Origin of the sequence: Vibrio sp. RM-41-2B, assembly GCF_024744415.1 — a bacterium.
In the GTDB taxonomy this organism is placed as follows: Bacteria; Pseudomonadota; Gammaproteobacteria; order Enterobacterales; family Vibrionaceae; genus Vibrio; species Vibrio diabolicus.
Genome location: NZ_JAMQWD010000054.1, coordinates 101,780 through 126,347 on the forward strand (window position 1 = coordinate 101,780; position 24,568 = coordinate 126,347).

Below are 24,568 nucleotides of genomic sequence, written 5' to 3' on the forward strand. Positions count from 1 at the left end.
CTTCACAGACGTCTAGACCAGGATTGGTCTGTATTTTGCTAATTACCCATTTCAGTGGGATTTTTCGGTCCGACATTATACGTAACTTTCTCAGTTAATGTAAGCTAAATCGGCGCCATTCTCCACACCCAAAATTCACTTTAGAACGTCGAAAATATTTACTCTATTCTGCAACTTTTTTCCTACTTAATACTAATATTGCCCAGCGAGAATCCCACTAATATCGGTCTTCCCGAGCCACTTTAACCGTGCAGTACCTGATAAAATTGTCAGGGTTACAACGATAACCACTTGGGGTGTGTTTACTGTTCGTGTTGCTTTAAAGGCAACGAAGAATAAACAGTCCCAGTTTGCTGCTAAGTAATACCAATCATCGTGGATAAATGAGCACTCATAGCAAGAAAGAAGCATCGGTAAGTCACTATTTACTATTAAAAATGACACTAACGTTATCGTGTATTTTAACTAGCTAGATTGGCTCTGCATTTTCGGCGATTGGCATAAATCAGACAAAAAGGAATAGAACAATGTCTATGCTAAATCTAGACCTAAATTGGATTTTTGGGACATCTCAAGATGACAATATGACCGGTACAAAAGGGTCTGAAACAACCGATATTTTCTTCGGCTTCTGTGGTGATGATAAGTTCGTAGGATACGGAGGAAATGATGTTGTCTTCGGGGGCTGGGGAGACGATACCTTGCTCGGTGGCCGAGGGAACGACTTTGTTTCTGGCGGCTTTGGCAACGACTTCCTATCGGGCGGATTAGGAAATGACAAGCTCTTTGGTGGTTGTGGCGATGATACAATTTTTGATTACTCAGGCAACAACTACTTGAGTGGGGGTTGGGGTAACGACACGCTCGTCGTTGGCGATGGTGAATCAGTACTGAGCGGCGGCTGTGGAGACGACACTTTTGTGCTTACAAACCGCCTGGCTATTGGCGTACCCGATCAACCTGTATCTTCCAACGATATTGATATTAAAGCCGATATTGTCGATTTTAATATTTTTCATGACAAACTTGTCTTCGATATGGGCAGAGACACCGACAATGATGGCATTCGCGATACGTTCTTGGATTCAGCGGATGATCTGACTTTATCTTATAATGAGTGTGGCTGGGCAGTATTCTCTAGTGATGAATACAATGTCGAAGTAACATTAAACGGTGTGAGCTCTGCATACATCAACTATGCTGAACAAAATGGTATCGACATTTTCGATTTCGCTTAATCTCAAACAGTTAAGTTCAATGAGATATTCGATATGACAACTAAAATAGGAGGCGCGATGCCTCCTATTTTGTTTGACGGTGGTGTACGTCTATTAGTCGAATTATTCGAATGGTGCCGGGTCACCGGATCCCAAACGCACCACAACAGGTTCACCTTCGCTAAAATCAATGACGGTCGTAGGCTGTTCACCTAAGTAACCGCCATTAAGAATCACATCAACCGCATGTTCTAATTTATCGCGAATATCTTCCGGATCAGACTCTGTTACGTCACTGCCAGGTAGAATCAACGACGTAGACATCATCGGTTCACCTAATGCTTCCAACAAGTCCAAGGCAATTTGATTGTCTGGAACACGGATACCGATGGTCTTACGTTTCGCGTTCATCAAACGACGCGGCACTTCTTTCGTGCCTTTGAAGATGAAGGTGTAAGGACCTGGTGTGTTGTTTTTCAGTAGTCGGAATGCAGAGTTATCCACTCGCGCATATAGAGAAAGTTCCGACAAATCACGACACAGTAATGTAAAGTTATGCTTATCATCCAGACGACGGATCTGACAGATTCGTTCCAGTGCCTGTTTGTTCTCCAACTGACAGCCAAGTGCGTACCCTGAATCGGTAGGGTACACCACAACGCCGCCGTTACGAATGATTGCTACTGCTTGATTAATCAAGCGAGCCTGTGGGTTTTCTGGGTGAACGTAAAAAAACTGGCTCATTGTAATTCCTCATTATCGAGCCTCTCGGCTCTATATTCTTATGTGGAGCTTGAATGCCGCCTTGTTGTGTTTTATCAAGTGACTTCAAGATTCAAAGTGTTGTTCAGTTCCAACGACAAGGAAAGCCACATTAATACCCAATATACACTTTCCAGTTATTTGATGCTGAAACCCACGCTTTGAGGTTACTTTGATATATCCAACGAAGGATCAATACCCCAATCTTTCCAAACTGGTTCGACGCCTGCGGGCAACCAAAGGTTCCTTCCTAGCTCCATCCAAGGGGATGGGTAGTGAAAATCACTGCCTTGAGACGCTAATAGTTTGTATTGTATAGCATAATCAGCCAAGTTGCGCCTTTCTTGTTGCGCTTGCTGCGGCTGTGCAACTTCCATCGCATCGCCGTTTGCTTCTACAAACGCTGCTAGAAGACGCTTAATCCACTTCGCTGTCAACTTATATCTTCCAGGATGCGCCAATACCGCCATCCCACCAGCCGCATGGATAGCATCAACCGCATCTTTCATCGAACACCAATTCGGTGGTACATAACCTGGGTTATTACGCGTTAGGTATTTTTTAAACACCATTTGCATGGTTTTTGCGTAACCATTATCCACCAGCCATTTCGCGAAGTGCGCTCTCGTAACAGGCGCATCACCGGCGATCTGCCTTACCTCTTCGAGCACGCCTTCCCGAGTTGCTTTTTGTAGTCGCTCTGCAATCAACTCTGACCTTGTTATGCGATGCTGCTTCTGCTGCTCGATGAGGGCGGATAATTGTTCATTTTCCGGATCGATATTCAAGCCGACAATATGAATGTCTTTGTTTTGCCAGACAGTCGATATCTCAATGCCGTTGATGATTTTGATCGGTAAATTATTGTCTTGAACGTGTTGCTTGGCTAACGCCAAACCGTCAACCGTATCGTGATCAGTGATCGCCAAAACCTCGATATCAAAACTCAGCGCCCTTTCCACTAGATCTTTAGGCTCTAACCGACCGTCCGATGCAGTGGTGTGACTATGTAAATCAATTCTCATATTTTTATCGTTTTAATGCTGTTTTGGGGTTGACTTTTTACTCTCGCACTAGTTAACTAGTACGCAAATACAAAGTACGTAATTTAAGGTTCACCATGTTACAAGAATTTAACCAAAACCAAAAAGTGAAAGTTGCGGTTTGTCTTAATAAGGCAAACTCATCAGATCTTGCTTGGTGGCGCACTTGGACTAGTTCTTGGTGGGCGAACGTATACTTCTAGTTTATAGAACCAAACGTTGTAAAGCCCGCTACTTAAGCGGGCTTTTTTGTTTTGTTGCTCATTTCACATTCAACTGCCTAAACATTAATCGAATATGGCTAACTCTAGATTGGGAGAACGTTTGCTTTATGCGACTATGTACGGCAGGAAGATTTAGACAGCTACAAGGAGGTCTTGTGAATAAGGCCATAGAAATCAAGAAACTTGGATGCCTAGAAGTATTAAAGACTTCGGTTCCTTACACTCAAGACCCAACACGTTTGTTCCATACCATTTGTGAGAACAAAAGAGATAGCTTGCTTCTCGAATCCGCTGAAATTGATTCGAAACAGAATCTAAAATCACTTTTAATCGTCGATTCAGCGGTGCGCATCGTTTGTTACGGCCACACTGTAAACATGCAGGCGTTAACCAACAACGGTAAAAACCTACTGTCTCACCTAAACCAGAACATCCGTGGTGACGTTGAAAGTAAGTTCGATGGCGAAACGCTGACTTTGGAGTTTAGCCAGCCATGCGACACGTTAGATGAAGACTCTCGACTACGTGAAGCTTCTTCTTTTGACGCGCTACGTTTAGTGCAACACAGCTTCAATATTTCACAGCAAGACAAACACGCTATTTTCCTTGGTGGTCTGTTTGCCTACGACTTAGTCGCAAACTTCGAGCCGCTTGGTAATACAGAAGCAACAAATCAGTGTCCAGATTACGTTTTCTACGTCGCGGAAACACTACTTGTTGTCGACCATCAAACGGAATCTTGCCAGCTTCAAGCGACGTTGTTTGTTGACGGTTCAGAGAAAACAGCGTTAGAGACTCGTATTGCAGAAATTAGCGCTCAGTGTGCAGCGCCAAAACTACTGCCAAGCGCAAAACAAATCGCTGACGTAACGGTAGAACCTAGCGTATCTGATGCAAACTTCTGCCAAACTGTTCGCGACTTAAAAGAGTTCGTAGTGAAAGGCGATGTATTCCAAGTTGTACCATCTCGCCGATTCACTCTACCTTGCCCTGCTCCACTCGCGGCTTACAAAGAACTGAAACAAAGTAATCCAAGCCCTTACATGTTCTACATGCAAGATGAGCTGTTCACTCTGTTTGGCGCATCACCAGAAAGTGCGCTTAAGTACGAAACCGACACTAACCAAATTGAAATCTACCCAATCGCAGGCACTCGTCGCCGTGGCAAGCACCCTAACGGCGAGATTGATTTCGACCTAGATAGCCGCATCGAACTTGAACTGCGCACCGACATGAAAGAAAACGCAGAACACATGATGTTGGTTGACTTGGCACGTAACGACGTCGCTCGTATTGCTCAAGCTGGCACTCGCCACGTCGCAGACCTACTAAAAGTCGACCGCTACAGCCACGTAATGCACTTGGTATCTCGTGTGGTTGGTCAACTGCGTGAAGACCTAGACGCGTTGCACGCATACCAAGCATGTATGAACATGGGAACGCTCACTGGCGCACCAAAGATTCGTGCAATGCAGTTGATTCGCGACGTAGAAGGCGCACGACGCGGTAGTTACGGCGGTGCTGTGGGTTACCTAACTGGTGAAGGCACCCTCGACACATGTATCGTAATTCGCTCAGCTTACGTTGAGAACGGCATTGCTCAAGTTCAAGCCGGTGCTGGCGTGGTGTTCGACTCTGATCCGCAAGCGGAAGCAGACGAAACGCGCGGTAAAGCGCAAGCGGTAATCTCTGCTATCCAAGCAGCGCATAAGTCACAATAAGGAATAGGGTTCAGAGATGGCTAATATCATTTTTATCGATAACTTTGACTCGTTCACCTACAACCTTGTGGATCAGTTCCGCTCGCTAGGTCACTCAGTCAAGATTTACCGAAACAACATCCCAGCAGAAACCATCGAACAAGCGGTAAACGAGCTTGAAAACCCAGTGGTTCTGCTATCACCAGGTCCTGGTGCACCATCAGAAGCAGGCTCAATGCCAGAGCTTATCCAACGCATGAAAGGCAAAGTGCCGATGATCGGAATTTGTCTTGGTCACCAAGCGATTGTTGAAGCATACGGCGGCACCGTTGCTGGCGCGGGTGAAATCATTCACGGTAAGGTGTCTATGATGGAGCACCAAAACCATGCGATTTACCAAAACCTACCATCACCACTTGCGATTGCACGTTACCACTCGCTGGTTGCGACCAAGGTTCCTGAGAGTCTAACCATCACGGCAGAAGTGGATGACTTGGTGATGTCTGTTGTACATGAAGAAGATAAAGTTTGCGGGTTCCAGTTCCACCCGGAATCTATTATGACGACCTACGGAGCGACACTGTTGGCCAATGCCATTGAATGGGCACTCGAAGCACAAACTTCAGTGAATCCCCTCACTGCTTAAAAAAGCGCTTGGCACATAAGAAATTTAGGAGAGGAAATATGGAAGCAATCATCAACCCTATTATTACCAAGTTGTACGAGCAAGAGTCACTGACTCAGGAAGAGAGCCAACAACTGTTCGACATCATCATCCGTGGTGAACTCGATCCGATTTTGATGGCATCAGCACTGACTGCACTAAAAATCAAAGGCGAAACACCGGATGAAATTGCGGGTGCGGCAAAAGCACTGCTGGCAAACGCAAACCCATTTCCTCGCCCAGATTACGATTTCGCAGATATCGTAGGTACTGGTGGAGACGGTCACAACACCATCAATATTTCAACCACCGCGGCATTTGTTGCTGCAGCATGCGGTCTAAAAGTGGCAAAGCACGGCAACCGCAGCGTTTCAAGCAAATCGGGTTCTTCTGACCTTCTTGATTCATTTGGTATCAACCTAGCCATGAGCGCAGAAGATACGCGCAAAGCGGTCGACGATATCGGTGTTGCTTTCCTATTTGCACCTCAATACCACGGTGGTGTGCGCCATGCGATGCCTGTGCGTCAAACTATGAAAACACGCACAATCTTTAACATTCTTGGTCCGCTGATTAACCCAGCTCGTCCAAACATCGAATTGATGGGTGTTTACAGTGAAGAACTGGTTCGTCCTATCGCGGAAACCATGCTACAAATGGGTATGAAGCGCGCCGCAGTGGTACACGGAAGTGGTTTGGACGAAGTCGCGATTCATGGCGAAACAACGGTTGCAGAAATCAAAGACGGCAAGATCACTGAGTACACGCTAACACCAGCAGACTTCGGTCTAGAAGCGCACCCGTTAGAAGCAATCAAAGGTGGCGATCCTGAAGAAAACAAGGCGATCATTACCAATATCCTGACGGGTAAAGGTACAGACGCACAATTGGGTGCAGTGGCAGTGAACGTTGCGCTGCTAATGCGTCTATTCGGTCACGAAGATTTAAAAGCCAACACGCAACAAGCGATTGAGGCAATGAATTCAGGCAAGGCGTACCAATTGGTACAACAACTTGCCGCACACGCTTAAGGAATTGAAGAAGATGACTGACTTCAACACTCAGCAAGCTGACAACCTGTCTGAACACGTTTCTAAGAAAGAAGCAGAAATGGCAGAAGTACTGGCAAAAATTGTCCGCGACAAATATCAGTGGGTAGCAGACCGTAAGGTGTCTCAACCGCTAAGCACATTTCAGTCTGATTTGCTGCCATCGGACCGCAGCTTCTACGATGCACTGAGTGGCGAAAAGACGGCATTCATCACCGAATGTAAGAAGGCATCTCCTTCTAAAGGTTTGATTCGTGATCACTTTAACTTGGATTACATTGCATCGGTTTACAACAACCATGCTGATGCAATTTCAGTCCTAACAGACGAGAAGTACTTCCAAGGTAACTTTGACTTTCTTCCTCAAGTGCGTGGTCAAGTCAAACAACCAGTTCTGTGCAAAGACTTCATGGTAGATACCTATCAAGTTTACCTAGCACGTCATTACAGTGCTGATGCCGTACTTCTGATGCTTTCTGTCTTAAATGACGAAGAGTACAAAGCGCTAGAGGAAGCAGCACACAGCCTGAACATGGGTATCCTGACCGAAGTCAGCAACGAAGACGAGCTTCATCGTGCCGTTAATCTAGGAGCACGCGTTATCGGCATCAATAACCGTAACTTGCGCGACCTAAGTACCGATTTGAATCGTACTAAAGAACTGGCACCGACAATTCGCGAATTAGCACCAAACGCGACCGTGATTTCAGAGTCTGGCATTTATACGCATCAACAAGTTCGTGATTTAGCGGAATACGCAGACGGCTTCTTGATAGGTAGTTCGCTGATGGCGGAAGACAACCTAGAGCTTGCAGTACGCAAAGTCACGTTGGGTGAAAACAAAGTCTGTGGCTTAACGCATCCAGATGACGCAGCAAAAGCATATCAAGCTGGTGCGGTATTTGGTGGCCTGATTTTTGTCGAGAAGTCGAAGCGTGCAGTTGACCTTGAAAGTGCTCGCTTAACCATGAGCGGTGCTCCACTTAACTACGTAGGCGTTTTCCAAAATCACGATATCGATTTTGTTGCTTCTGTCGTGACCTCTTTGGGTTTAAAAGCGGTGCAACTGCACGGTCAAGAAGACCAAGCTTACGTAAACCAACTCAAAGCCGAACTGCCAGCAGCGGTAGAAATTTGGAAAGCTTATGGCGTGACTGATGCGAAGCCAGAACTACTTGCAGACCACATCGACCGCCATCTATTAGATGCGCAAGTTGGCACTCAAACAGGCGGAACCGGTCAAGTGTTCGACTGGTCACTGATCGGCGACCCAAGTCAAATTATGCTAGCGGGCGGACTGTCGCCAGAAAATGCTCAACAAGCAGCGACACTAGGTTGCTTGGGATTAGATTTAAACTCTGGTGTAGAAAGTGCGCCAGGCAAAAAAGATTCACAGAAGTTGCACGCGGCATTCACCGCCATTCGCAACTACTAAAGCTGGATATCAGCTAAAAAATTTAAAGCTATTCGTAGCGAAAAATACGAGAAGGAATATAACGATGGCAAAACTGAATGCCTACTTTGGCGAATACGGCGGTCAGTACGTTCCGCAAATTCTAGTTCCAGCACTGGAGCAACTAGAGCAAGCGTTTATCGACGCGCAAGAAGATCCAGAATTCCGCAGCGAATTCATGACACTTCTTCAAGAGTATGCGGGCCGTCCAACGGCTTTGACTCTAACTCGTAACCTAACTAAAGGTACGAAAACCAAACTGTACCTAAAACGTGAAGACCTGCTTCACGGTGGTGCCCACAAGACTAACCAAGTGTTGGGTCAAGCGCTACTTGCAAAACGCATGGGCAAAAACGAAATCATCGCTGAAACTGGCGCAGGTCAACACGGTGTTGCAACCGCACTAGCGTGTGCACTGCTTGGTCTTAAGTGTCGCGTTTACATGGGTGCAAAAGACGTTGAACGTCAAAGCCCGAACGTATTCCGTATGAAACTAATGGGTGCAGAAGTCATTCCTGTCCACTCGGGTTCAGCAACGCTTAAAGACGCATGTAACGAAGCGCTGCGCGACTGGTCTGCAACTTATGAAGATGCGCACTACCTACTAGGTACAGCGGCAGGCCCTCACCCATTCCCAACCATCGTGCGTGACTTCCAACGCATGATTGGTGAAGAAACGAAGAATCAGATTTTGGCACGTGAAGGTCGTCTTCCTGACGCCGTTATCGCGTGTGTGGGCGGTGGTTCAAACGCGATTGGTATGTTTGCTGACTTCATCGAAGAAGAAAGCGTTCGCCTAATTGGTGTTGAGCCAGCAGGTAAAGGTATCGATACCGACCAACACGGCGCACCGCTTAAACATGGTAAAACGGGTATCTTCTTTGGTATGAAAGCGCCATTGATGCAAGATCCAAACGGCCAAGTAGAAGAGTCTTACTCGGTATCCGCTGGCCTTGATTTCCCTTCAGTAGGTCCACAGCACGCACACCTAAACGCAATTGGCCGTGCAGAATACGACAACGTAACTGACGACGAAGCGCTCGAGGCATTCCAAGAACTGGCTCGCAGCGAAGGGATCATCCCAGCTCTAGAGTCTTCTCACGCTCTAGCTCATGCATTGCGCATGGCTCGTGAGAATCCTGAGAAAGAACAACTATTGGTCGTAAACCTATCTGGTCGTGGTGACAAAGACATCTTCACCGTACACGCCATCCTAGAAGAAAAAGGAGTGATTTAATGAGCCGTTATGAGAAGATGTTTGCGCGTCTAAACGAAAAAAACCAAGGCGCATTTGTACCGTTCGTAACGGTTTGCGATCCAGACGCAGAACAATCTTACAAGATCATGGAAACCCTCGTTGAGTCTGGCGCAGACGCCCTTGAACTTGGTATTCCATTTTCAGATCCGCTTGCAGATGGCCCAACCATCCAAGGCGCTAACATTCGTGCGCTAGATTCAGGCGCTACACCAGATATCTGCTTTGAACAAATTGGTAAGATTCGTGCTAAATACCCAGATCTGCCTATTGGCCTTCTGATGTACGCGAACCTAGTTTACTCACGCGGTGTCGAAAACTTCTACGAGCGCTGTGCAAAAGCAGGCATCGATTCTGTTTTGATTGCAGACGTACCAACCAATGAAAGTGCAGAGTTTGTTGCAGCAGCAGAGAAGTTTGGTATTCACCCAATCTTTATCGCGCCACCTACAGCCAGTGATGAAACGCTTAAACAAGTATCAGAGCTTGGCGGTGGATATACTTATCTACTCTCTCGTGCTGGCGTCACTGGTGCAGAAACCAAAGCAAATATGCCAGTTGGTCACATGTTAGATAGATTAAACCAGTTCGATGCACCACCAGCGCTGCTTGGCTTCGGTATTTCTGAACCAGCACAGGTGAAACAAGCAATAGAGTCTGGCGCAGCAGGGGCCATCTCCGGCTCAGCTGTGGTGAAAATCATTGAAGCGAATGTCGAGCAGCCACAAATTATGCTCGATAAACTTGGTGATTTTGTGTCAGCGATGAAAGCTGCCACTCAGAAATAATTTCCATTTGATGTAACGCTATAGCGCCCGCTTAACATTCTGTTTAGCGGGCATTTTCTTGTATGGCGTTTATACCATATCATTTTTTATTCAACGCCCGCATTTTCCAAACCAATCTAAAGCAGAGCAATCAAAGAGTGATAAACTTTGCCACTTAACCAGCACAAATAATAACTAGAGCAGGATGCAGTAAGGTTGCACATGGAAGAAGTCAAAGCATTATTAGCCAAATGTCCTGTATTATCAGGGCTGCCCGAGAAAGGACTTAGTGAAGCAGCACAAATAGCTAAAGTTCGCTGTTTCGACGAAAAAGCACTGATTTGCAATAAAGGGGAACCTCAATCTTCTCTTATTGTCATTGCACAGGGTGCCGTACGAATTAATTCGATGAGTTCAAAAGGCAAAGAAGTCACATTAATGATTTTCGAGGCAGGAGGCTGGTTTGGAGACAATGTTTTTTCTCCCGGCATGCCCCGTATTTTTGGCGCAACCGCGCATTCGGGCGTGACCTTACTGGAACTACCTGGTGATAAGTTTCGCCAATTACTCGCCAAATATCCTCAAAGTTATCCTACGATTCTCGACTTACTTAGCCGCCGCTTATGGTCTGCCATTTCTGTTATCGAAGATGATGCGATTAGAGGAATCGAAGAGCGGATTGCAAGAAGGTTGCTGTTGCTTGCTGAATACCAACACAACCAAGCTATCAATACTCAGCCGTGTGTCGTGAGAGTGACTAGAGAACATATCGCCAACATGATGGGGCTAACTCGTCAAAGTGTTCATAAAGTACTAAAAAACTTAGAGAGTATTGGGATGCTAGAACTGAAATATGGTTCAGTGACCATTACTAATCCAAAACGCTTAGAAGCGCACATAAAACAACTCGAACAATAGAGTAAACAGATAGTTCATGTGTACACGCTAGCGAGAGATTGCCATCTTCTATTCTTGAGTAACGTGCACAACACCACTCGCTCCAGACAAGTGGCGCTGTGACCCGAAGTTCATTGAATTGACTAAGCCACATTCAATTCAGATTTCAATTCACGCTTTAAAATCTTTCCTGTTGCACTCATCGGGAGATGCTCACGAATTTCAACATAACGAGGATATTTAAAAGAGGCTAACTGCTCTTTGCCCCACTTTTGTAATGTTTCCGCGTCAATGTACTCTCCCGGTTTAAGCACAACGTAAGCCTTTATCTCTTCGCCATACTCTTCATTTGGAATCCCTATCACCGCTACCATTGAGATTGCAGGATGAGTCATAAACACTTCTTCAATTTCTCTAGGGTAAACGTTAAATCCACCTCGAATGATCAGATCTTTCATTCTATCGACGATAAATAGATTACCTGAACTGTCAAAACGGCCAACATCACCAGTATGGAACCAGCCATTTTGTAGCGCGGATTCAGTGACTTCCGGGCGGTCAAGGTATCCCTTCATAACATTATGCCCACGCACAACAATCTCACCTTCTTCACCGATCGGTAGCGCATTGCCTTCAATGTCGACAACTTTTACTTCAACGCCTTGAATCGCTTGACCTACCGATCCTGGTATACGTTCCTGATCTAAATGATTAAAACATGCAATAGGACTTGTTTCTGATAACCCGTATCCTTCAAGAATTGGGACATTAAATTGTTCCTCAAAGGATCTAAAGATTTCGGTTGGCAACGGGGCTCCACCGCTGATAGCAACACGTAGTGAGGATGTATCAAATTGGTGCTGGACATGAAGCAAGCCGATATACATCGTTGGCACTCCAGCAAACAACGTCACTTTGTGTTTTTCCATCAGCTCAAGAACATGTTTAGGCTCAAACCTAGGCACTAACACCAAGGTTGCCCCGCCCAAAACACTGGCATTTAAGTGGACGGTTTGACCAAAGGTATGAAATAAAGGCAAAGTTACTAAGTGAATATCATCGGCCTGGCTGCCCATAATGTTTTGTGCCACCAGAGCATTCATTATGATGTTCTGCTGCGTCAGTTCAGCTCCTTTTGGTAAGCCTGTCGTCCCTGATGTATACAAAATAACACAAGTATCATCCGCATTACGCGGTACATAATCTGACAATGGTTCTGCATCCGCTATAAACGCATTGAGAGTTGGCACACCATTCCATTCGTTTTCACTTTGAGATTGAGTCATCACGACCATATTTTCACATATATCAGCCTGCTCAAACGCTTTAACCCCCTCTTTTGCCATTGGCAGTTCTGCTGTCCCTTCAAAACAGAAGTAAAACTTCGCTTTTGAATCTTCTAAGTGATACTTAATTTCTCGCGCTTTCAAAAGCACATTTAATGGGACAGCAACCGCGCCAGCTTTTTGTATCGCATAATAAACAAACGCGAAAAAAGGAATGTTTGGGCATGAGAGCGCAATACGATCGCCCGGAACGACCCCTTTGTTGATTAAAGATGCCGCGATCTTTCCGGTAATCGCATCAAACTGCGCATAAGTTATCTCGACATCACCACATATCAACGCTGTCTTATCTGGTTTACTCGCAGCATTTCTTTGTAATGCAGCAGCAAGATTCATCATAATCGCTTCACCTCTTACTTGTTGATTTTCGTTTTATCGGCTCGGGAGCATTAGCAGAGAGAGCACTCCCCTACACTAAAATGTTGGCACTTAATATTTGTCTCGCCCATTTCTGATTAACATTATGTTTACAATGCAATCAAAACTAAGAATGTAAAACAATTAACATTTCACAAAGCTAATTGGTAAAAGTGTGAGCTTGAAAGAACTTAATTGTTATAAATATCAATCCAAGTCACGCAAGACGCAGACTACGCTCGCAAACACAAAACTCATCTCAGTTAACAAAAAATAAACAAGAAAAAGAAATAAACAAAAACAATTACACGGCTAATATGCATAACAAAAATCAATAGCAAACGTTTGCTATTGAACAAAACTTTATCGTTCGTCAATAAAATATCGATTAATCCATCAATAATACCTTGCTGCATATTGCCAATTGTAAACGATAAGTGTAAAAAGCAAGGCGAGATAATTATCCATAAAACCATTTATGGTTAGTGGGTAATTTTAGGATTTTACATTTTATTAGCACAGAGGTTATGGAAGTGTTAAAAGAAAAGAGTTTGCTAAACAACATTGGCGTACAAGTCGTAATCGCCATGATCGTGGGCACAGCCGTTGGTGCCATGATGGGTCATGATGCGACAGTGTTCGCTCCTTTAGGTGCTATCTTTATCAACTTAATCAAAATGTTGGTTATTCCTTTGGTCGCTGTAGCCTTGATTTCTGGCGCAGCTGGTCTTGGGAACAGCCAGTCAGCAGGCAAAGTTGGCATCGTCACTCTAGGTTATTTCGGTTTAACATCCGCCCTAGCCGTTGCGCTTGCACTATTTATGGGTGAAGTATTCCAACCAGGCATGGGGATCGACGTCTCTGGCGTTGAAGGCATGTTCTCAGCAGAATACGCTTCAAAAGGTGAACTACCTACTTTCTGGGCAACCATCACTGGTATGATCCCAACCAACGTTTTCCAATCACTAAATGAAGCAAACATCCTACAGATCCTCGTTTTCTGTATGTTCTTTGGTATTGCAATTTCTAAGCAAGCAAAAGAGCGTCGTGAGCCAATCATTAATGGTGTTAACTGCATCGTTGACGCAATGGTTTGGATGATCAACAAAGTGATGATCATTGCCCCTATCGGCGTGTTCGGTCTGATGGCAGAAGCAGTCGGTACATTCGGTTTTGGCGCACTAATGGTGGTATTCAAACTGTTCGTTGTTTACGTTGCCGCAATCCTAATCTTCGGTTTCGTTGTTTACCCAGCAATGGTGCATATTTTCACCAAGACATCAGCGAAGAAGTTCCTGTCTTCAATGAAAAAACCACAAGCTGTTGCGCTTTCAACGGCCTCTTCTATGGCAACACTGCCTGTCACAATGGACACCTGTGAAAAAGAACTGGGCGTAAAAAATTCAACCGCGTCATTTGTTCTGCCTCTAGGCGCAACGATCAACATGTCAGGTAATGCGATTTACTATGGCTTGGTTGCTATCTTCTTTGCTCAACTGTTCAATATCGATCTAGGTATGGGCGCTTACATTGCAATTATCGTAACGTCTACATTGGGGGCGGTTGGTCAAGCGGGTGTTCCTGGTCCTTCTTTCCTAGTGGTTGCCGTGCTTCTTGCCGCTGGCATTCCAATCGAAGGTTTACCACTGCTATTCGCTCTTGACCGTATTTTCGATATGATTCGTACAGCACTAAACATCACTGGTGATGCAGCATGTGCAGTTATCGTTGATGCGCTAATAGAAGAGGAAGCGGCAGAAGCTGAGCTTAAAAAGCAAGAAGCTTAGTCCTTTCTCGAATGAACTAAAAACCGCTCACTATGAGCGGTTTTTTTGTCTTTTCTTGCATTACGTAACTATATAAATAGAAACCAATAGCATAAATTTATCAAAATGATATAAACCATTACAAAATATAAAAAACGTCAGAACTAGGTTATATCATGAGTCTTAAGCTGTCTTTGGAGCCCCTCGCCAGTACAGATTTGCCGATCGAGTCAAAACAACAGGCGCTGGTTGACACGGTTCTTCTTACTCTTACACCGCAAGAAAGGTCTTCTCTTTTTCAACAAGTTGCTTTGTATAGAATAAAGCTTCTTAAATCCCTCTTTCCTAAATACGCATCTAAGAGTCTGTCCGTACTGTTTGAATTAATAGATTATCGAGATTTAGTACAGCAGTATCCAACGCCTTTCTCCGAAGAGGCGCTCTTAATTGAACAAATTGCCGCAGATTGTTACCCGCATTGGATGGTTTTCTGGTGTGAATGTGAGATTGCTGCGATCAAGCAAAAATCTCTGTTAAACGATCAATCAAAAAACCAACTAGAACTTCCGCTCAAAGACGAAGTCTACTACGGAGTGGTAATTGATAAGATCGAAGAATCCCAGCTTATGGTGTGCACACCAAACCATCCGCACATTATGACTATCAGCGATGCTGTGGCGTTAACTAACCTTGAACTTTTTATCAAAGGTAATAAATGGTTTGAGATGCTACCTCTCCTATCCATGTCGCAAACTGGAAAACACTTTCTTTTACTCAAACGATCAGGCTTTGAAAAAACCAAAGTGCTTGTTTCTTCGATGCTCATTCAGGATTGGGAGACTCGGGACTCTTGGCTAAGCTATACACCACAATTTAGCAATTCAAAGTGGAACTATTGCTTCCCTAACTCAGCCTTTTCGAACCTAAAACGCTTGGGAATTATAGAATCAACCAGCTCTTCAAAGATTCAGTCTATCGAAGAGTTTGACAACATAGTGAAAACAGCACTAATAAATAAGCATAAGGTTTGTGAAATCCTTAGATTAGCAGTCACTGGAAATACACGGCAGAAACTTTATTATATATATCTTACTCAAAAAAAACTCACTCAATTATTGCATGAACTTGGATATAAAATTAGTTTTACAGTTATAGACCAACCATTTATCCTCGATTTTTACTCTAACATCAAAGAGGAAGGATACTACAACTTAGGATTTTGTGATTTAAATAATGATCATATTTTAACTTATCGTGGTTTATGGAATATAAACATATTGAAAGACGAGTTTAATAAAATATCTTTTTTTGATTATATTAGATTAGTTAAGAAGGTAAAAGGATAAAAAGAGATGCAAATTTCCAAATTACCAACAATTCTAATATTGTACCCAAAAGCAACCGCACTCCTTTTAATAGTTTTACTGGTATTTATTTGGTTGATTTATTATTGCATCCAGTTGACAAACAAAGAAGAAAAGATATTAGGCACCTACCATTTCTCGTACATTGCTTATTCTGCCTGCATTATTGGGTGGATTATCAGTAATGCTTATTTTCATACCAACTTTCTCCCAAAACTAGGGGCTGATTTCGGTATCGTTATGGCACGAGTAGCCAACATTACCTCTTCATTAGCCTTCTGTTTCGCCTATTACTTTTCATGCCAACTGTCTGCCGAGCAGAGGAAAAGCAATATATACCTATGGCAAAGGTGGCTCATAACCATTGTTGTTTTTTATTCCATATCAGTGAACATAACGCCTGGACTAACCGTAGAGAACATTAGCATAATCAACACCAGCCAATTCATAATTGAGTTTGGAAACCAAACGCCATACTTTTTTTTCACTATGTTTTGTTTGATGATTCTTTGTTTAGGTAATCTTATTACCATGCGTAAATATAGCAATCGTCTAGCTCTAGCAAAAACAAGTTACATGATCGCTGGGATATTAGTGTACATGTTATCCACAGTCGTCATACAAATAGGCATTACTTACTTCCTAAAGGATTTCTCGTTAACTTGGCTTCCTCCGGCATTATCAGTGAGCGAAATGTTATTTGTTGGCTATGCATTGTTAACATCACGATTTTACAGTATAAAATACCTTGCCTATTTGATATTAAGCGCTCTTTTCGCCTGTATGCTTCTGACTATTCCTCTTGGGATAATATTTATTCCACTCTCTGATAATGTACAGTGGTTAGTTGCAATACCTATATGTGCTTTAATTGGGATGACTTGGAGAGTCTTATATGAAAAAGTAGGTTATTGTACAGCACTTTTAATTTATGGTACCAAAAAAACGCCTGTACAAAAAATATTGGAATTAGAAAAGGATTTTAAAATATCTATCGACGATGCAATGCGTCGCCTTGGTACACTACTACAAATCCCAGATGACAAATTACGCTTGGTCACAAGTAACTATAACGAGGCGTTTTACGAGAGATATCTGTCATCGAACAGAACAGTATTAATTTTGGATGAACTATCACAGGAATTAGAACACAAAATATCGGTCAAAAACTCTATAAAAGTGCTCTACGATAGAATGAGTTCTAATGATACCGCTCTTGTTATGCCATTATTTGGTCATTGCAAATCCGTTAGCCACTTTTTAGTCTCGCCTCACAAACTTAACAATCAAATGTTCTGTAATGAAGAAATCTCAGCACTACAGACCTTATTGACCCGTATACAAAGCTCAATAGAAGCAGATCGGCGTATAAGACAGAGTCATGCGTTGGCGAATTCAATTGCCCATGAAATGCGTAACCCTCTCGCTCAAGTGCAATTACAACTTGAAACCTTAAAACAGCATATTGAATCAAACGCTTCACTTGATACGTTAAAGAGAGAGATTGATAAAGGAGAAGCAGCGATTCAACGCGGTCGCCAATTGATCGACATCATTTTGCGAGAAGTCAGCGACAGCTCACCTGAGCATGAGCATTTAGACATTACTTCAATACATAAGGCCGTCGATCAAGCGGTCAGCCGTTATGGCTTTGAAAACGATCAAATAATCGAAAGAATCAACCTGCCCCAAGAGCACGATTTTGTCGTGAAATTAAACGAGACTCTGTTTAACTTTGTCATTTTCAATTTAATTCGCAATGCTATCTACTATTTTGATTCTTATCCCGATAGTCAAATTGAGATTCGTACTCAAACAGGGGCCTATGAAAACGTTCTGATCTTCCGAGATAGTGGTCCTGGCATTGATAGCAGTATTTTACACAAGATATTTGACGAATTTTTCTCGTACCAGAAAAGTGGCGGCAGCGGCCTTGGCTTAGGCTACTGTCAACGCGTTATGCGCTCTTTTGGCGGACGAATTGAGTGCCAGTCTGAATTAGGCGAATTTACAGAGTTCTACTTGTATTTCCCGGTCGTCCCAAACGCCCCCAAGCCAGAGACGTTGAGAGCACCGGACTTCAATGGCTGGAAAGTAAATGCACCACATTCTGAACCTCGCACAACCCAACACGTACAAGTAACCAACGATGCACCAACAGTGCTCATTGTTGATGACAAAGAGGTGCAGCGTACTTTGGTTCAAATGTACTTAAAGAGGCTGGGAGTCAACAGCTTACAAGCAAATAATGGCGCTTCTGCGGTGGAGCTATTTCAGTCGCACAAGATTGATTTGGTGCTTATGGATGTACAGATGCCAGTGATGAATGGATTTGACGCAAGCCAACGAATTAAACAAATTGCGTCTTCCGTTCCGATCATCGCACTATCTGGAGAGTCTGGAGCCAAAGAGCTGGAGCTCATTGCGAAACTCATGGATGACAGACTTGAAAAGCCAACCACATTAAATGCGCTCCAAACCGTCATCAAGCGCTGGTTGCAACATGAGAGTTTTGCTACTTCCAACACTTTCTAATTTGCGAAGATAAAACTGGCACTAGATGTGCATTACTGAAGTAAATCGAATTATCCAGAGGGTCAAGCAAGCTGCAAATGGTTAGCGGATGAGCTTGATAAGGAGATCGCCATGTTACTTCATCGACACACATACTACGGCTTGATTCATCATGGAATCAAAGCGCTACTACTCGATCGCTTAGGCCACTATACAGAAGAAGAATACCATCAGTATCTGAGCCTAATGACCGGCAAATCCACTTGCTTTACGATGTCTCTCGAAGAGCTTGAAGCAACCGTTGATAATCTGTTACGTGAAGGCTATTTAGAAGATGTCAAAACGCTTATTTCTCAATATCAACGTGTTGCTTAAATCTTAAATTCTATCAACTCAATTGCCGCTCTATCGCGGCAATTTTTATGCCTTCGATTTACTACTTCATCTTTGCGAAATGTTGCTTGTTGTATCATTCAGTCAGGGGATTACTTCTCTTACCTCTAACCTTGACGGTATTCACATCTTGTCAGATTCCGTTAGACTGTCTTCAATTCACTAATTAGGTAGATTTTGCCACCATGAAGCAAATCCTAGATTTTATCCCACTCATCGTCTTCTTCGCTTTGTACAAGATGTACGACATCTACGCAGCAACAGGAGCGCTGATCGTTGCAACGGCAATTCAGCTTGTCGTCACCTATGCTCTGTATAAAAAAGTCGAGAAAATGCAGCTAATTACGTTCGTTATCGTGACGATATTTGGCAGCATGACCCTTTTCTTCCACGACGACAATTTCATAAAATGGAAAGTCACCATCATTTATGTGATTCTAGCTATCGGTTTAGCAGCGAGTCACGTAATGGGGAAATCGGCCATTAAAGGCATGTTGGGCAAAGAAATTTCACTACCTGATGCTATTTGGGCGAAGATCAACTGGGCTTGGGTCGGCTTCTTCTCATTCTTTGCTGGTCTGAACATTTATATCGCTTACGAGCTACCACTGGATGTTTGGGTCAACTTCAAAGTATTCGGAATGTTGATTGCGACATTTGCCTACATGATTGCGACTGGCTTCTACATTTACAAACACATGCCAAAAGAACAAAAAAAATAACTCATCCGATGTGTCGACTGATGATTAAAAACTCAGTTTTGCTATAATCCGCGCACTTTGCAGCGACCTTCGGGTCGCTGTTTTGCTCCATGTATCACTAAACCGATCAAACGGCATACCGGAATCAGACCATTCTTGCTGCTGTAAACCAACTTTCTCTGGTCCGGTGTCTGCGTTTTTTTTAAGGACCTTTGGTTCTAGGTATTTACTATGTTGGCGCTTAGTTTGAGCGCCTTTAAGATTTAGGATGTCACAATGAGTCAAGAAATTAGCTCTCCGAGAGGTCAACTGCTGCTTCGTACCCTTGCAATGCCTGCCGATACTAATGCCAATGGCGATATTTTTGGTGGTTGGATTATGTCTCAGCTCGACCTAGCAGGTGCGATTCTGGCCAAAGAGATCTCTTCTGGTCGCGTTGTTACCGTTTCAGTGTCCAGCATTACCTTCAAGAAGCCTGTAGGTGTTGGCGATGTCGTTTGCTGCTATGGCGAATGCACTAAGATTGGTCGCACCTCAATGAGTGTCGATCTGGAAGTATGGGTCAAGCCGGTAAAAGCACACGGTGTCGGCGAGCGCTTCATGGTTTGTGATGCGACTTTCAACTACGTAGCCATTGACAGTGAAGGCAAACCACGCCCTGTTCAGAATTAGTCAACCTACAGCGCTAACTGTTAGAAAGGATCTCACATTTTCTGTTGTTCACTTGTGAGAGACACAAAAAAGGCGTTAAATTAACACTTTACCCTACCAATTAAGGAACTATGCTATGTGGTATGTCATCTTTTCTCAGGACGTCGAGAACTCTCTGGAAAAACGCATGAGCGTTCGCCCGCAACACTTGGAGCGCTTACAAAAGCTTCAAGACGAAGGTCGCCTTCTTACTGCTGGCCCTATGCCTGCGATAGACTCTGACAACCCAGGAGAAGCTGGATTTACGGGCTCGACTGTCATCGCTGAGTTCGCCTCTCTAGAAGACGCTAAAGCGTGGGCAGAAGCCGATCCTTACGTAGCGGCTGGTGTTTACGATAATGTCATCGTGAAACCGTTCAAAAAAGTGTTTTAATTTATGAAAAAATTACTGTGTCTTTTCTTGGCATTTGGTGCGTTAGCGGGCTGTTCATCTACTGATGATAATCAACGCCAGCTTGAGCTATTGGCATCAAACCGAGCGGGAGTCTTGTCCGCAGGCCTCCCTTTGGAATACGGTCCACTGCAGATAATGCGTGTCTCATCCAACAAAAATGTTGTTGAGATGATGATGATTTATAACGATGACGCACTCGGTGCAAAGCCGTTAAATCAAGTACTGAATACCAGTATCTACACCTATTGCAGTAACCCGGAAATTCGTAAGCAAATTGATATGGGCTTAATGTACCGTATTAAAGTGCGTAACTCTCGCGGTCAGTTGATGGCAGATGAGTTGGTTTCCGCGCAAACTTGTACTCAAATGAAATAGTCACAGTGACTGCGTTGTTTTCGATACGAGCAATTCATCCGCTATTGCGGGATAGTATAACGACGAAAATGAACGGCTAAGAATAGAAAAACGGAGACAACGGTCTCCGTTTTTATTTGCTAAAAAGGTGCCTTACGCCAGCTCAGCACGAAGTTTCTTCGCCGCTGACACGAGGTTCGCCAATGCCGCTTCTGTCTCTGCCCAGTTACGTGTTTTCAGACCACAGTCTGGGTTCACCCACAAACGTTGTACCGGAATCTTTTCTGCCGCTTTCTTTATTAGGCCTTCAATCCACTCTTCCGTCGGAATGTTTGGTGAGTGAATGTCATAAACACCTGGACCGATTTCATTCGGGTAATTGAACTCTTCAAACGCTTTAAGCAGTTCCATATTTGAGCGTGATGTTTCAATGGTAATCACATCTGCATCGAGCGCCGCGACTGAATCAATGATTTCATTGAACTCGCTGTAACACATGTGAGTGTGAATCTGAGTTTCTGGTTTTGCACTCGCTGCCGAGATCTTAAATACATCCACCGCCCATTCTAAATACGCTTTGTGATCGCGCTTTTTCAACGGCAGACCTTCACGAATCGCAGGCTCATCGATTTGAATGATATTGATGCCTGCATCTTGCAGATCAGAAACCTCATCACGCAGTGCCAGTGCCAGTTGCTGGGCGATTTCTTGACGTGTGATGTCTTCACGCGGGAATGTCCAACATAAAATCGTTACCGGGCCCGTCAGCATACCTTTCATCTGCTTGCTGGTTAGCGATTGTGCGTACGTCGACCATTCCACCGTAATCGGCTTTTCACGCTCAATGTCGGCAACCACAATGGCTGGTTTCACACAGCGAGAGCCATAACTCTGTACCCAACCAAATTTCGTCGTTTGGAAGCCCGCCAAGTTCTCCGCGAAGTATTCTACCATGTCGTTACGCTCAGCTTCACCATGCACAAGCACATCTAGGTCAAGGGCTTCTTGGCGTTTTACGGCATCCGCAATATGTCCTTTTAGTGCTTGGATATAGTCGGACTCAGATAACTGGCCAGTGCGATAAGCGCTGCGCTGAACACGAATTTCACCCGTTTGAGGGAAAGAACCGATGGTCGTGGTTGGCAACAGAGGCAAGCCCAATACTTCAGCTTGATGCGCAGCACGCTCCGCGTAAGGTGCGCTGCGCTCGGCAAGTGACGCAGTAATACTGTTTAAACGTGCTTGAACTTGTGGCTTATTCACATGCGTTGCCGTTTTACGTGCTTTGATTGGCTGGCTGTGGGTATCACAAGCGAGAATCGCATCTTGATCACCATCGAGTGCGCGGCCAAGCAAGGCGACTTCTGTTACTTTTTGTTTTGCGAACGCAAACCAGCTTTTCACTTCCTCACTGAGTTCTGTTTCCAGTTCCAGATCAACCGGGCTATGTAGCAAAGAGCATGAGCTCGCAACCCAAAGGTTGTCGCCCAGTTTTTCTTTTACTGGCTGTAGACGTTCAAGTTGCGCACTCAAATCCGAGCGCCACACGTTACGACCGTTGACCACGCCAGCAGACAGCACCCACCCCTCCGGTAGTTTGGCAACCACGTCGTCAAGCTGCTGAGGCGCGGCAGATAAATCGATATGTAAACCATCCACTGGTAGCTTTACAATTTTGTCTAGCGTATCGCTTATAGAGTCAAAGTACGTCGTTAGCAGCACTTTTACATCGCTTCGAATCACTTGGTACGCTAGCTTGAACGCATCAGCCCACTTACTTTCAAGCTCTAGTGACAAAATTGGCTCATCAATCTGAACCCACTCAACACCTTGACTCGCGAGCTTTGCCAAAATAGCTTGGTAAGCCGTAAGCAATCGTGGCAGTAGCGTCAGGCGATCGAACCCTTCTTCTACCTCTTTACCTAAGTAAAGATAACTGACTGGGCCAAGCAAAACTGGCTTCACTTTATGCCCAGCTTGGGTTGCTTCGTTGACTTCTTCAAACAGTTGAGGCCAGCTCACTTCAAATGTATCGTCCTTGCTAAATTCAGGTACGATGTAGTGGTAGTTTGTGTTGAACCATTTAGTCATATCCGATGCTGCAGCGCCCGCACAGCCGCAACCCGCTTGAGATTGACCGCGACCCACTTTGAATAGCGTATCCAAATCAGGGAAACCGTCTGCGTGACGTTTTGGCACGTGACCCAGTAACAACGTGGTCGTCAGTACATGATCGTACCAAGCGAAATCGCCAGCGATGGTAAAACTCAAGCCAGCATCTGTTTGTGTTTGCCAGTTTTTAGCGCGCAGATCTGCCCCAACCTTTTTAAGCTCTGCTTGATCAATTTCTCCGCGCCAGTATTTTTCCTGAGCGAATTTTAATTCTCGTTTTTCACCGATGCGTGGATAACCTAGTACGTGCGTTGTTGTAGCCATGTCCCTATTCCTTTTTCAATCTTGTTCAATTTGTTTAAGTCAGAGCATCTTTCGTCATGAAAGATGTCTGGATGGCTAAACTATCACTCTCATCTGCGGTTTGAACAACGTCCATTTATTCAACTTGTTTATTAAAAAAATTCATCATGAGGCGACATGATTCGCAAATAAACACAACAAATAGACGTCTAGACGTTTACATATCCATTTTTTGTCGTTAAGTTATTTATACGATTGCTATTCTGTTCATAGCGAGCAACAAAGGATGAAAGGAATTCATGATAGAGCTAAAACATTTGCGGACACTCACTTCGCTTCGAGACACCGGCTCTCTAACCGCGACCGCGACCGCGTTGCATCTCACTCAATCGGCCTTGTCTCACCAGATCAAAGATTTAGAGGCACGGATTGGGGGACAATTATTCCTTAGAAAAACTCGTCCGGTAAAGTTCACTTCAGAGGGAGAAATCCTATTGCGTCTTGCAGAAGATATTCTTCCCAAACTCGCAAGAGCAGAAAATGATTTGGCAAGCTTGAAAGAAGACGTCAATGGTCGGTTGCATATGGCGATTGAATGTCACTCATGTTTCCAATGGCTCATGCCTGCTCTTAGGGAATATCAACTTGCCTGGCCTAGCGTAACACTGGATTTTTCATCAGGTTTTGGCTTTGAACCACTTCCTGCACTGTTAGCTGGCGAGTTGGATCTCGTTATCACGTCAGATATTCAACCTCGTTCTGAAGTGCATTATGAACCTTTATTCGACTTTGAAATGCGCTTAATTACCGCGACCAACCACCCACTGGCGGAAAAAGAAGTTATTGATCCGCAAGATCTCGCAGATCAAACCATGCTCTCTTATCCGGTTCAAAAACAAAGGCTAGACGTCGTAAAACACTTCTTGCAGCCAGCGGGTGTAGAGCCCGCCAAATGGAAGCAAGCCGACAATACTCTGATGTTAGTGCAAATGGTCTCCGCAGGATTAGGGGTTGCAGCACTGCCAAATTGGGCGATTTCTGAATTTTCTCGCCAAGGGCTTATTACCAGTAAACCTTTTGGCCAAGGCTTATGGCGTCGCTTATTTGCTGCAACGCGTCACTCAGAGAAAGATAAACGTTACTTACAAGCCTTTTTCGCAACCGCAAGGCTACAATGTAAAAGCCACCTTGACGGAATCAAGATGGCTTAGGGATATGGATT

The 24,568-nt window shown here is 44.3% G+C and carries 21 protein-coding genes, 1 pseudogene and 1 other annotated feature; of the genes and pseudogenes, 18 read left to right on the plus strand and 4 right to left on the minus strand.

All coding sequences use genetic code 11. The features are described from left to right. The first annotated feature begins 527 nt into the window (after nt 1-527). Nucleotides 528-1,238, plus strand: coding sequence for a calcium-binding protein (locus tag NB463_RS22530; protein ID WP_047009985.1), 711 nt, complete (start codon nt 528-530; stop codon nt 1,236-1,238). Nucleotides 1,239-1,340: 102 nt separating this feature from the next. Here the strand turns inward: NB463_RS22530 and NB463_RS22535 are convergent, their stop codons facing one another. After that, a complete protein-coding gene (locus tag NB463_RS22535) occupies nt 1,341-1,961 on the minus strand; it encodes an L-threonylcarbamoyladenylate synthase (RefSeq protein ID WP_005376791.1) in 621 nt (206 codons plus the stop codon). Between the two features lie 185 nt (nt 1,962-2,146). Then, nucleotides 2,147-3,004, minus strand: a complete 858-nt coding sequence (gene rnm / locus NB463_RS22540) for an RNase RNM (RefSeq protein ID WP_150919071.1) — start codon at nt 3,002-3,004, stop codon at nt 2,147-2,149. Between the two features lie 95 nt (nt 3,005-3,099). Between rnm and NB463_RS22545 the strand changes: the two genes are divergently transcribed. The 8 genes from NB463_RS22545 (at nt 3,100) to NB463_RS22580 (ending at nt 11,052) form a co-directional block, all read left to right on the plus strand. Continuing rightward, entirely contained in the window at nt 3,100-3,225 is a 126-nt protein-coding gene (locus tag NB463_RS22545) for a Trp operon leader peptide (protein ID WP_258430994.1), read from the plus strand. Continuing rightward, nucleotides 3,172-3,275, plus strand: a sequence feature (Trp leader region). (Overlaps the previous gene by 54 nt.) A 126-nt stretch (nt 3,276-3,401) precedes the next feature. Further along, nucleotides 3,402-4,967, plus strand: a complete 1,566-nt coding sequence (locus NB463_RS22550) for an anthranilate synthase component 1 (protein ID WP_258430993.1) — start codon at nt 3,402-3,404, stop codon at nt 4,965-4,967. A 16-nt stretch (nt 4,968-4,983) separates the two neighbouring features. Further along, nucleotides 4,984-5,592, plus strand: a complete 609-nt coding sequence (locus tag NB463_RS22555) for an aminodeoxychorismate/anthranilate synthase component II (RefSeq protein WP_258430992.1) — start codon at nt 4,984-4,986, stop codon at nt 5,590-5,592. Nucleotides 5,593-5,630: 38 nt separating this feature from the next. After that, complete coding sequence (gene trpD / locus NB463_RS22560; protein WP_009700797.1) at nt 5,631-6,641, plus strand: anthranilate phosphoribosyltransferase; 1,011 nt, start codon at nt 5,631-5,633, stop codon at nt 6,639-6,641. Nucleotides 6,642-6,654: 13 nt separating this feature from the next. Beyond that, nucleotides 6,655-8,094, plus strand: coding sequence for a bifunctional indole-3-glycerol-phosphate synthase TrpC/phosphoribosylanthranilate isomerase TrpF (gene trpCF / locus NB463_RS22565; protein ID WP_258430991.1), 1,440 nt, complete (start codon nt 6,655-6,657; stop codon nt 8,092-8,094). Between the two features lie 64 nt (nt 8,095-8,158). Then, on the plus strand, nt 8,159-9,349 hold the full coding sequence (gene trpB, locus NB463_RS22570) for a tryptophan synthase subunit beta (RefSeq protein WP_005394827.1): 1,191 nt from the start codon (nt 8,159-8,161) through the stop codon (nt 9,347-9,349). Beyond that, nucleotides 9,349-10,155, plus strand: a complete 807-nt coding sequence (gene trpA / locus NB463_RS22575; protein WP_109169705.1) for a tryptophan synthase subunit alpha — start codon at nt 9,349-9,351, stop codon at nt 10,153-10,155. The genes trpB and trpA overlap by 1 nt, the downstream gene beginning before the upstream one ends. Nucleotides 10,156-10,356: 201 nt before the next feature. Then, nucleotides 10,357-11,052, plus strand: coding sequence for a Crp/Fnr family transcriptional regulator (locus NB463_RS22580; protein ID WP_176319997.1), 696 nt, complete (start codon nt 10,357-10,359; stop codon nt 11,050-11,052). A gap of 122 nt (nt 11,053-11,174) precedes the next feature. Here NB463_RS22580 and NB463_RS22585 read toward each other — a convergent pair whose 3' ends face one another. Further along, nucleotides 11,175-12,716 carry a long-chain-fatty-acid--CoA ligase gene (locus NB463_RS22585; RefSeq protein ID WP_124008306.1) on the minus strand — a complete coding sequence of 514 codons (1,542 nt, stop codon included), beginning with the start codon at nt 12,714-12,716 and terminating at the stop codon, nt 11,175-11,177. A 545-nt stretch (nt 12,717-13,261) separates the two neighbouring features. Between NB463_RS22585 and NB463_RS22590 the strand changes: the two genes are divergently transcribed. The 8 genes and pseudogenes from NB463_RS22590 (at nt 13,262) to gspS2 (ending at nt 20,952) form a co-directional block, all read left to right on the plus strand. Next, the gene (locus NB463_RS22590) at nt 13,262-14,521 is read left to right on the plus strand and encodes a dicarboxylate/amino acid:cation symporter (RefSeq protein WP_012841620.1); all 1,260 of its coding nucleotides are present in this window, start codon (nt 13,262-13,264) and stop codon (nt 14,519-14,521) included. A gap of 155 nt (nt 14,522-14,676) precedes the next feature. Next, nucleotides 14,677-15,846 carry an acyl-homoserine-lactone synthase gene (locus NB463_RS22595; protein WP_047009994.1) on the plus strand — a complete coding sequence of 390 codons (1,170 nt, stop codon included), beginning with the start codon at nt 14,677-14,679 and terminating at the stop codon, nt 15,844-15,846. Between the two features lie 6 nt (nt 15,847-15,852). Further along, nucleotides 15,853-18,399, plus strand: a complete 2,547-nt coding sequence (luxN, locus tag NB463_RS22600) for a quorum-sensing autoinducer 1 sensor kinase/phosphatase LuxN (protein ID WP_145473747.1) — start codon at nt 15,853-15,855, stop codon at nt 18,397-18,399. 111 nt (nt 18,400-18,510) lie between these two features. Further along, nucleotides 18,511-18,753, plus strand: coding sequence for a hypothetical protein (locus tag NB463_RS22605; protein ID WP_005392851.1), 243 nt, complete (start codon nt 18,511-18,513; stop codon nt 18,751-18,753). 203 nt (nt 18,754-18,956) lie between these two features. Then, nucleotides 18,957-19,521: pseudogene (locus NB463_RS22610) on the plus strand (septation protein A). Between the two features lie 227 nt (nt 19,522-19,748). Continuing rightward, the gene (yciA, locus tag NB463_RS22615) at nt 19,749-20,144 is read left to right on the plus strand and encodes an acyl-CoA thioester hydrolase YciA (RefSeq protein ID WP_005392848.1); all 396 of its coding nucleotides are present in this window, start codon (nt 19,749-19,751) and stop codon (nt 20,142-20,144) included. Nucleotides 20,145-20,259: 115 nt separating this feature from the next. Next, nucleotides 20,260-20,556 carry a YciI family protein gene (locus NB463_RS22620; RefSeq protein ID WP_005392847.1) on the plus strand — a complete coding sequence of 99 codons (297 nt, stop codon included), beginning with the start codon at nt 20,260-20,262 and terminating at the stop codon, nt 20,554-20,556. 3 nt (nt 20,557-20,559) lie between these two features. Further along, entirely contained in the window at nt 20,560-20,952 is a 393-nt protein-coding gene (gene gspS2 / locus NB463_RS22625) for a GspS/AspS pilotin family protein (RefSeq protein WP_005392846.1), read from the plus strand. Nucleotides 20,953-21,084: 132 nt separating this feature from the next. Here the strand turns inward: gspS2 and metE are convergent, their stop codons facing one another. Then, nucleotides 21,085-23,367, minus strand: coding sequence for a 5-methyltetrahydropteroyltriglutamate--homocysteine S-methyltransferase (gene metE / locus NB463_RS22630; protein WP_258432286.1), 2,283 nt, complete (start codon nt 23,365-23,367; stop codon nt 21,085-21,087). Nucleotides 23,368-23,645: 278 nt separating this feature from the next. On the opposite strand from metE, the gene metR reads away from it, so the two are divergent. Further along, nucleotides 23,646-24,557 carry an HTH-type transcriptional regulator MetR gene (metR, locus tag NB463_RS22635; protein WP_005392844.1) on the plus strand — a complete coding sequence of 304 codons (912 nt, stop codon included), beginning with the start codon at nt 23,646-23,648 and terminating at the stop codon, nt 24,555-24,557. Nucleotides 24,558-24,568: the final 11 nt, after the last annotated feature.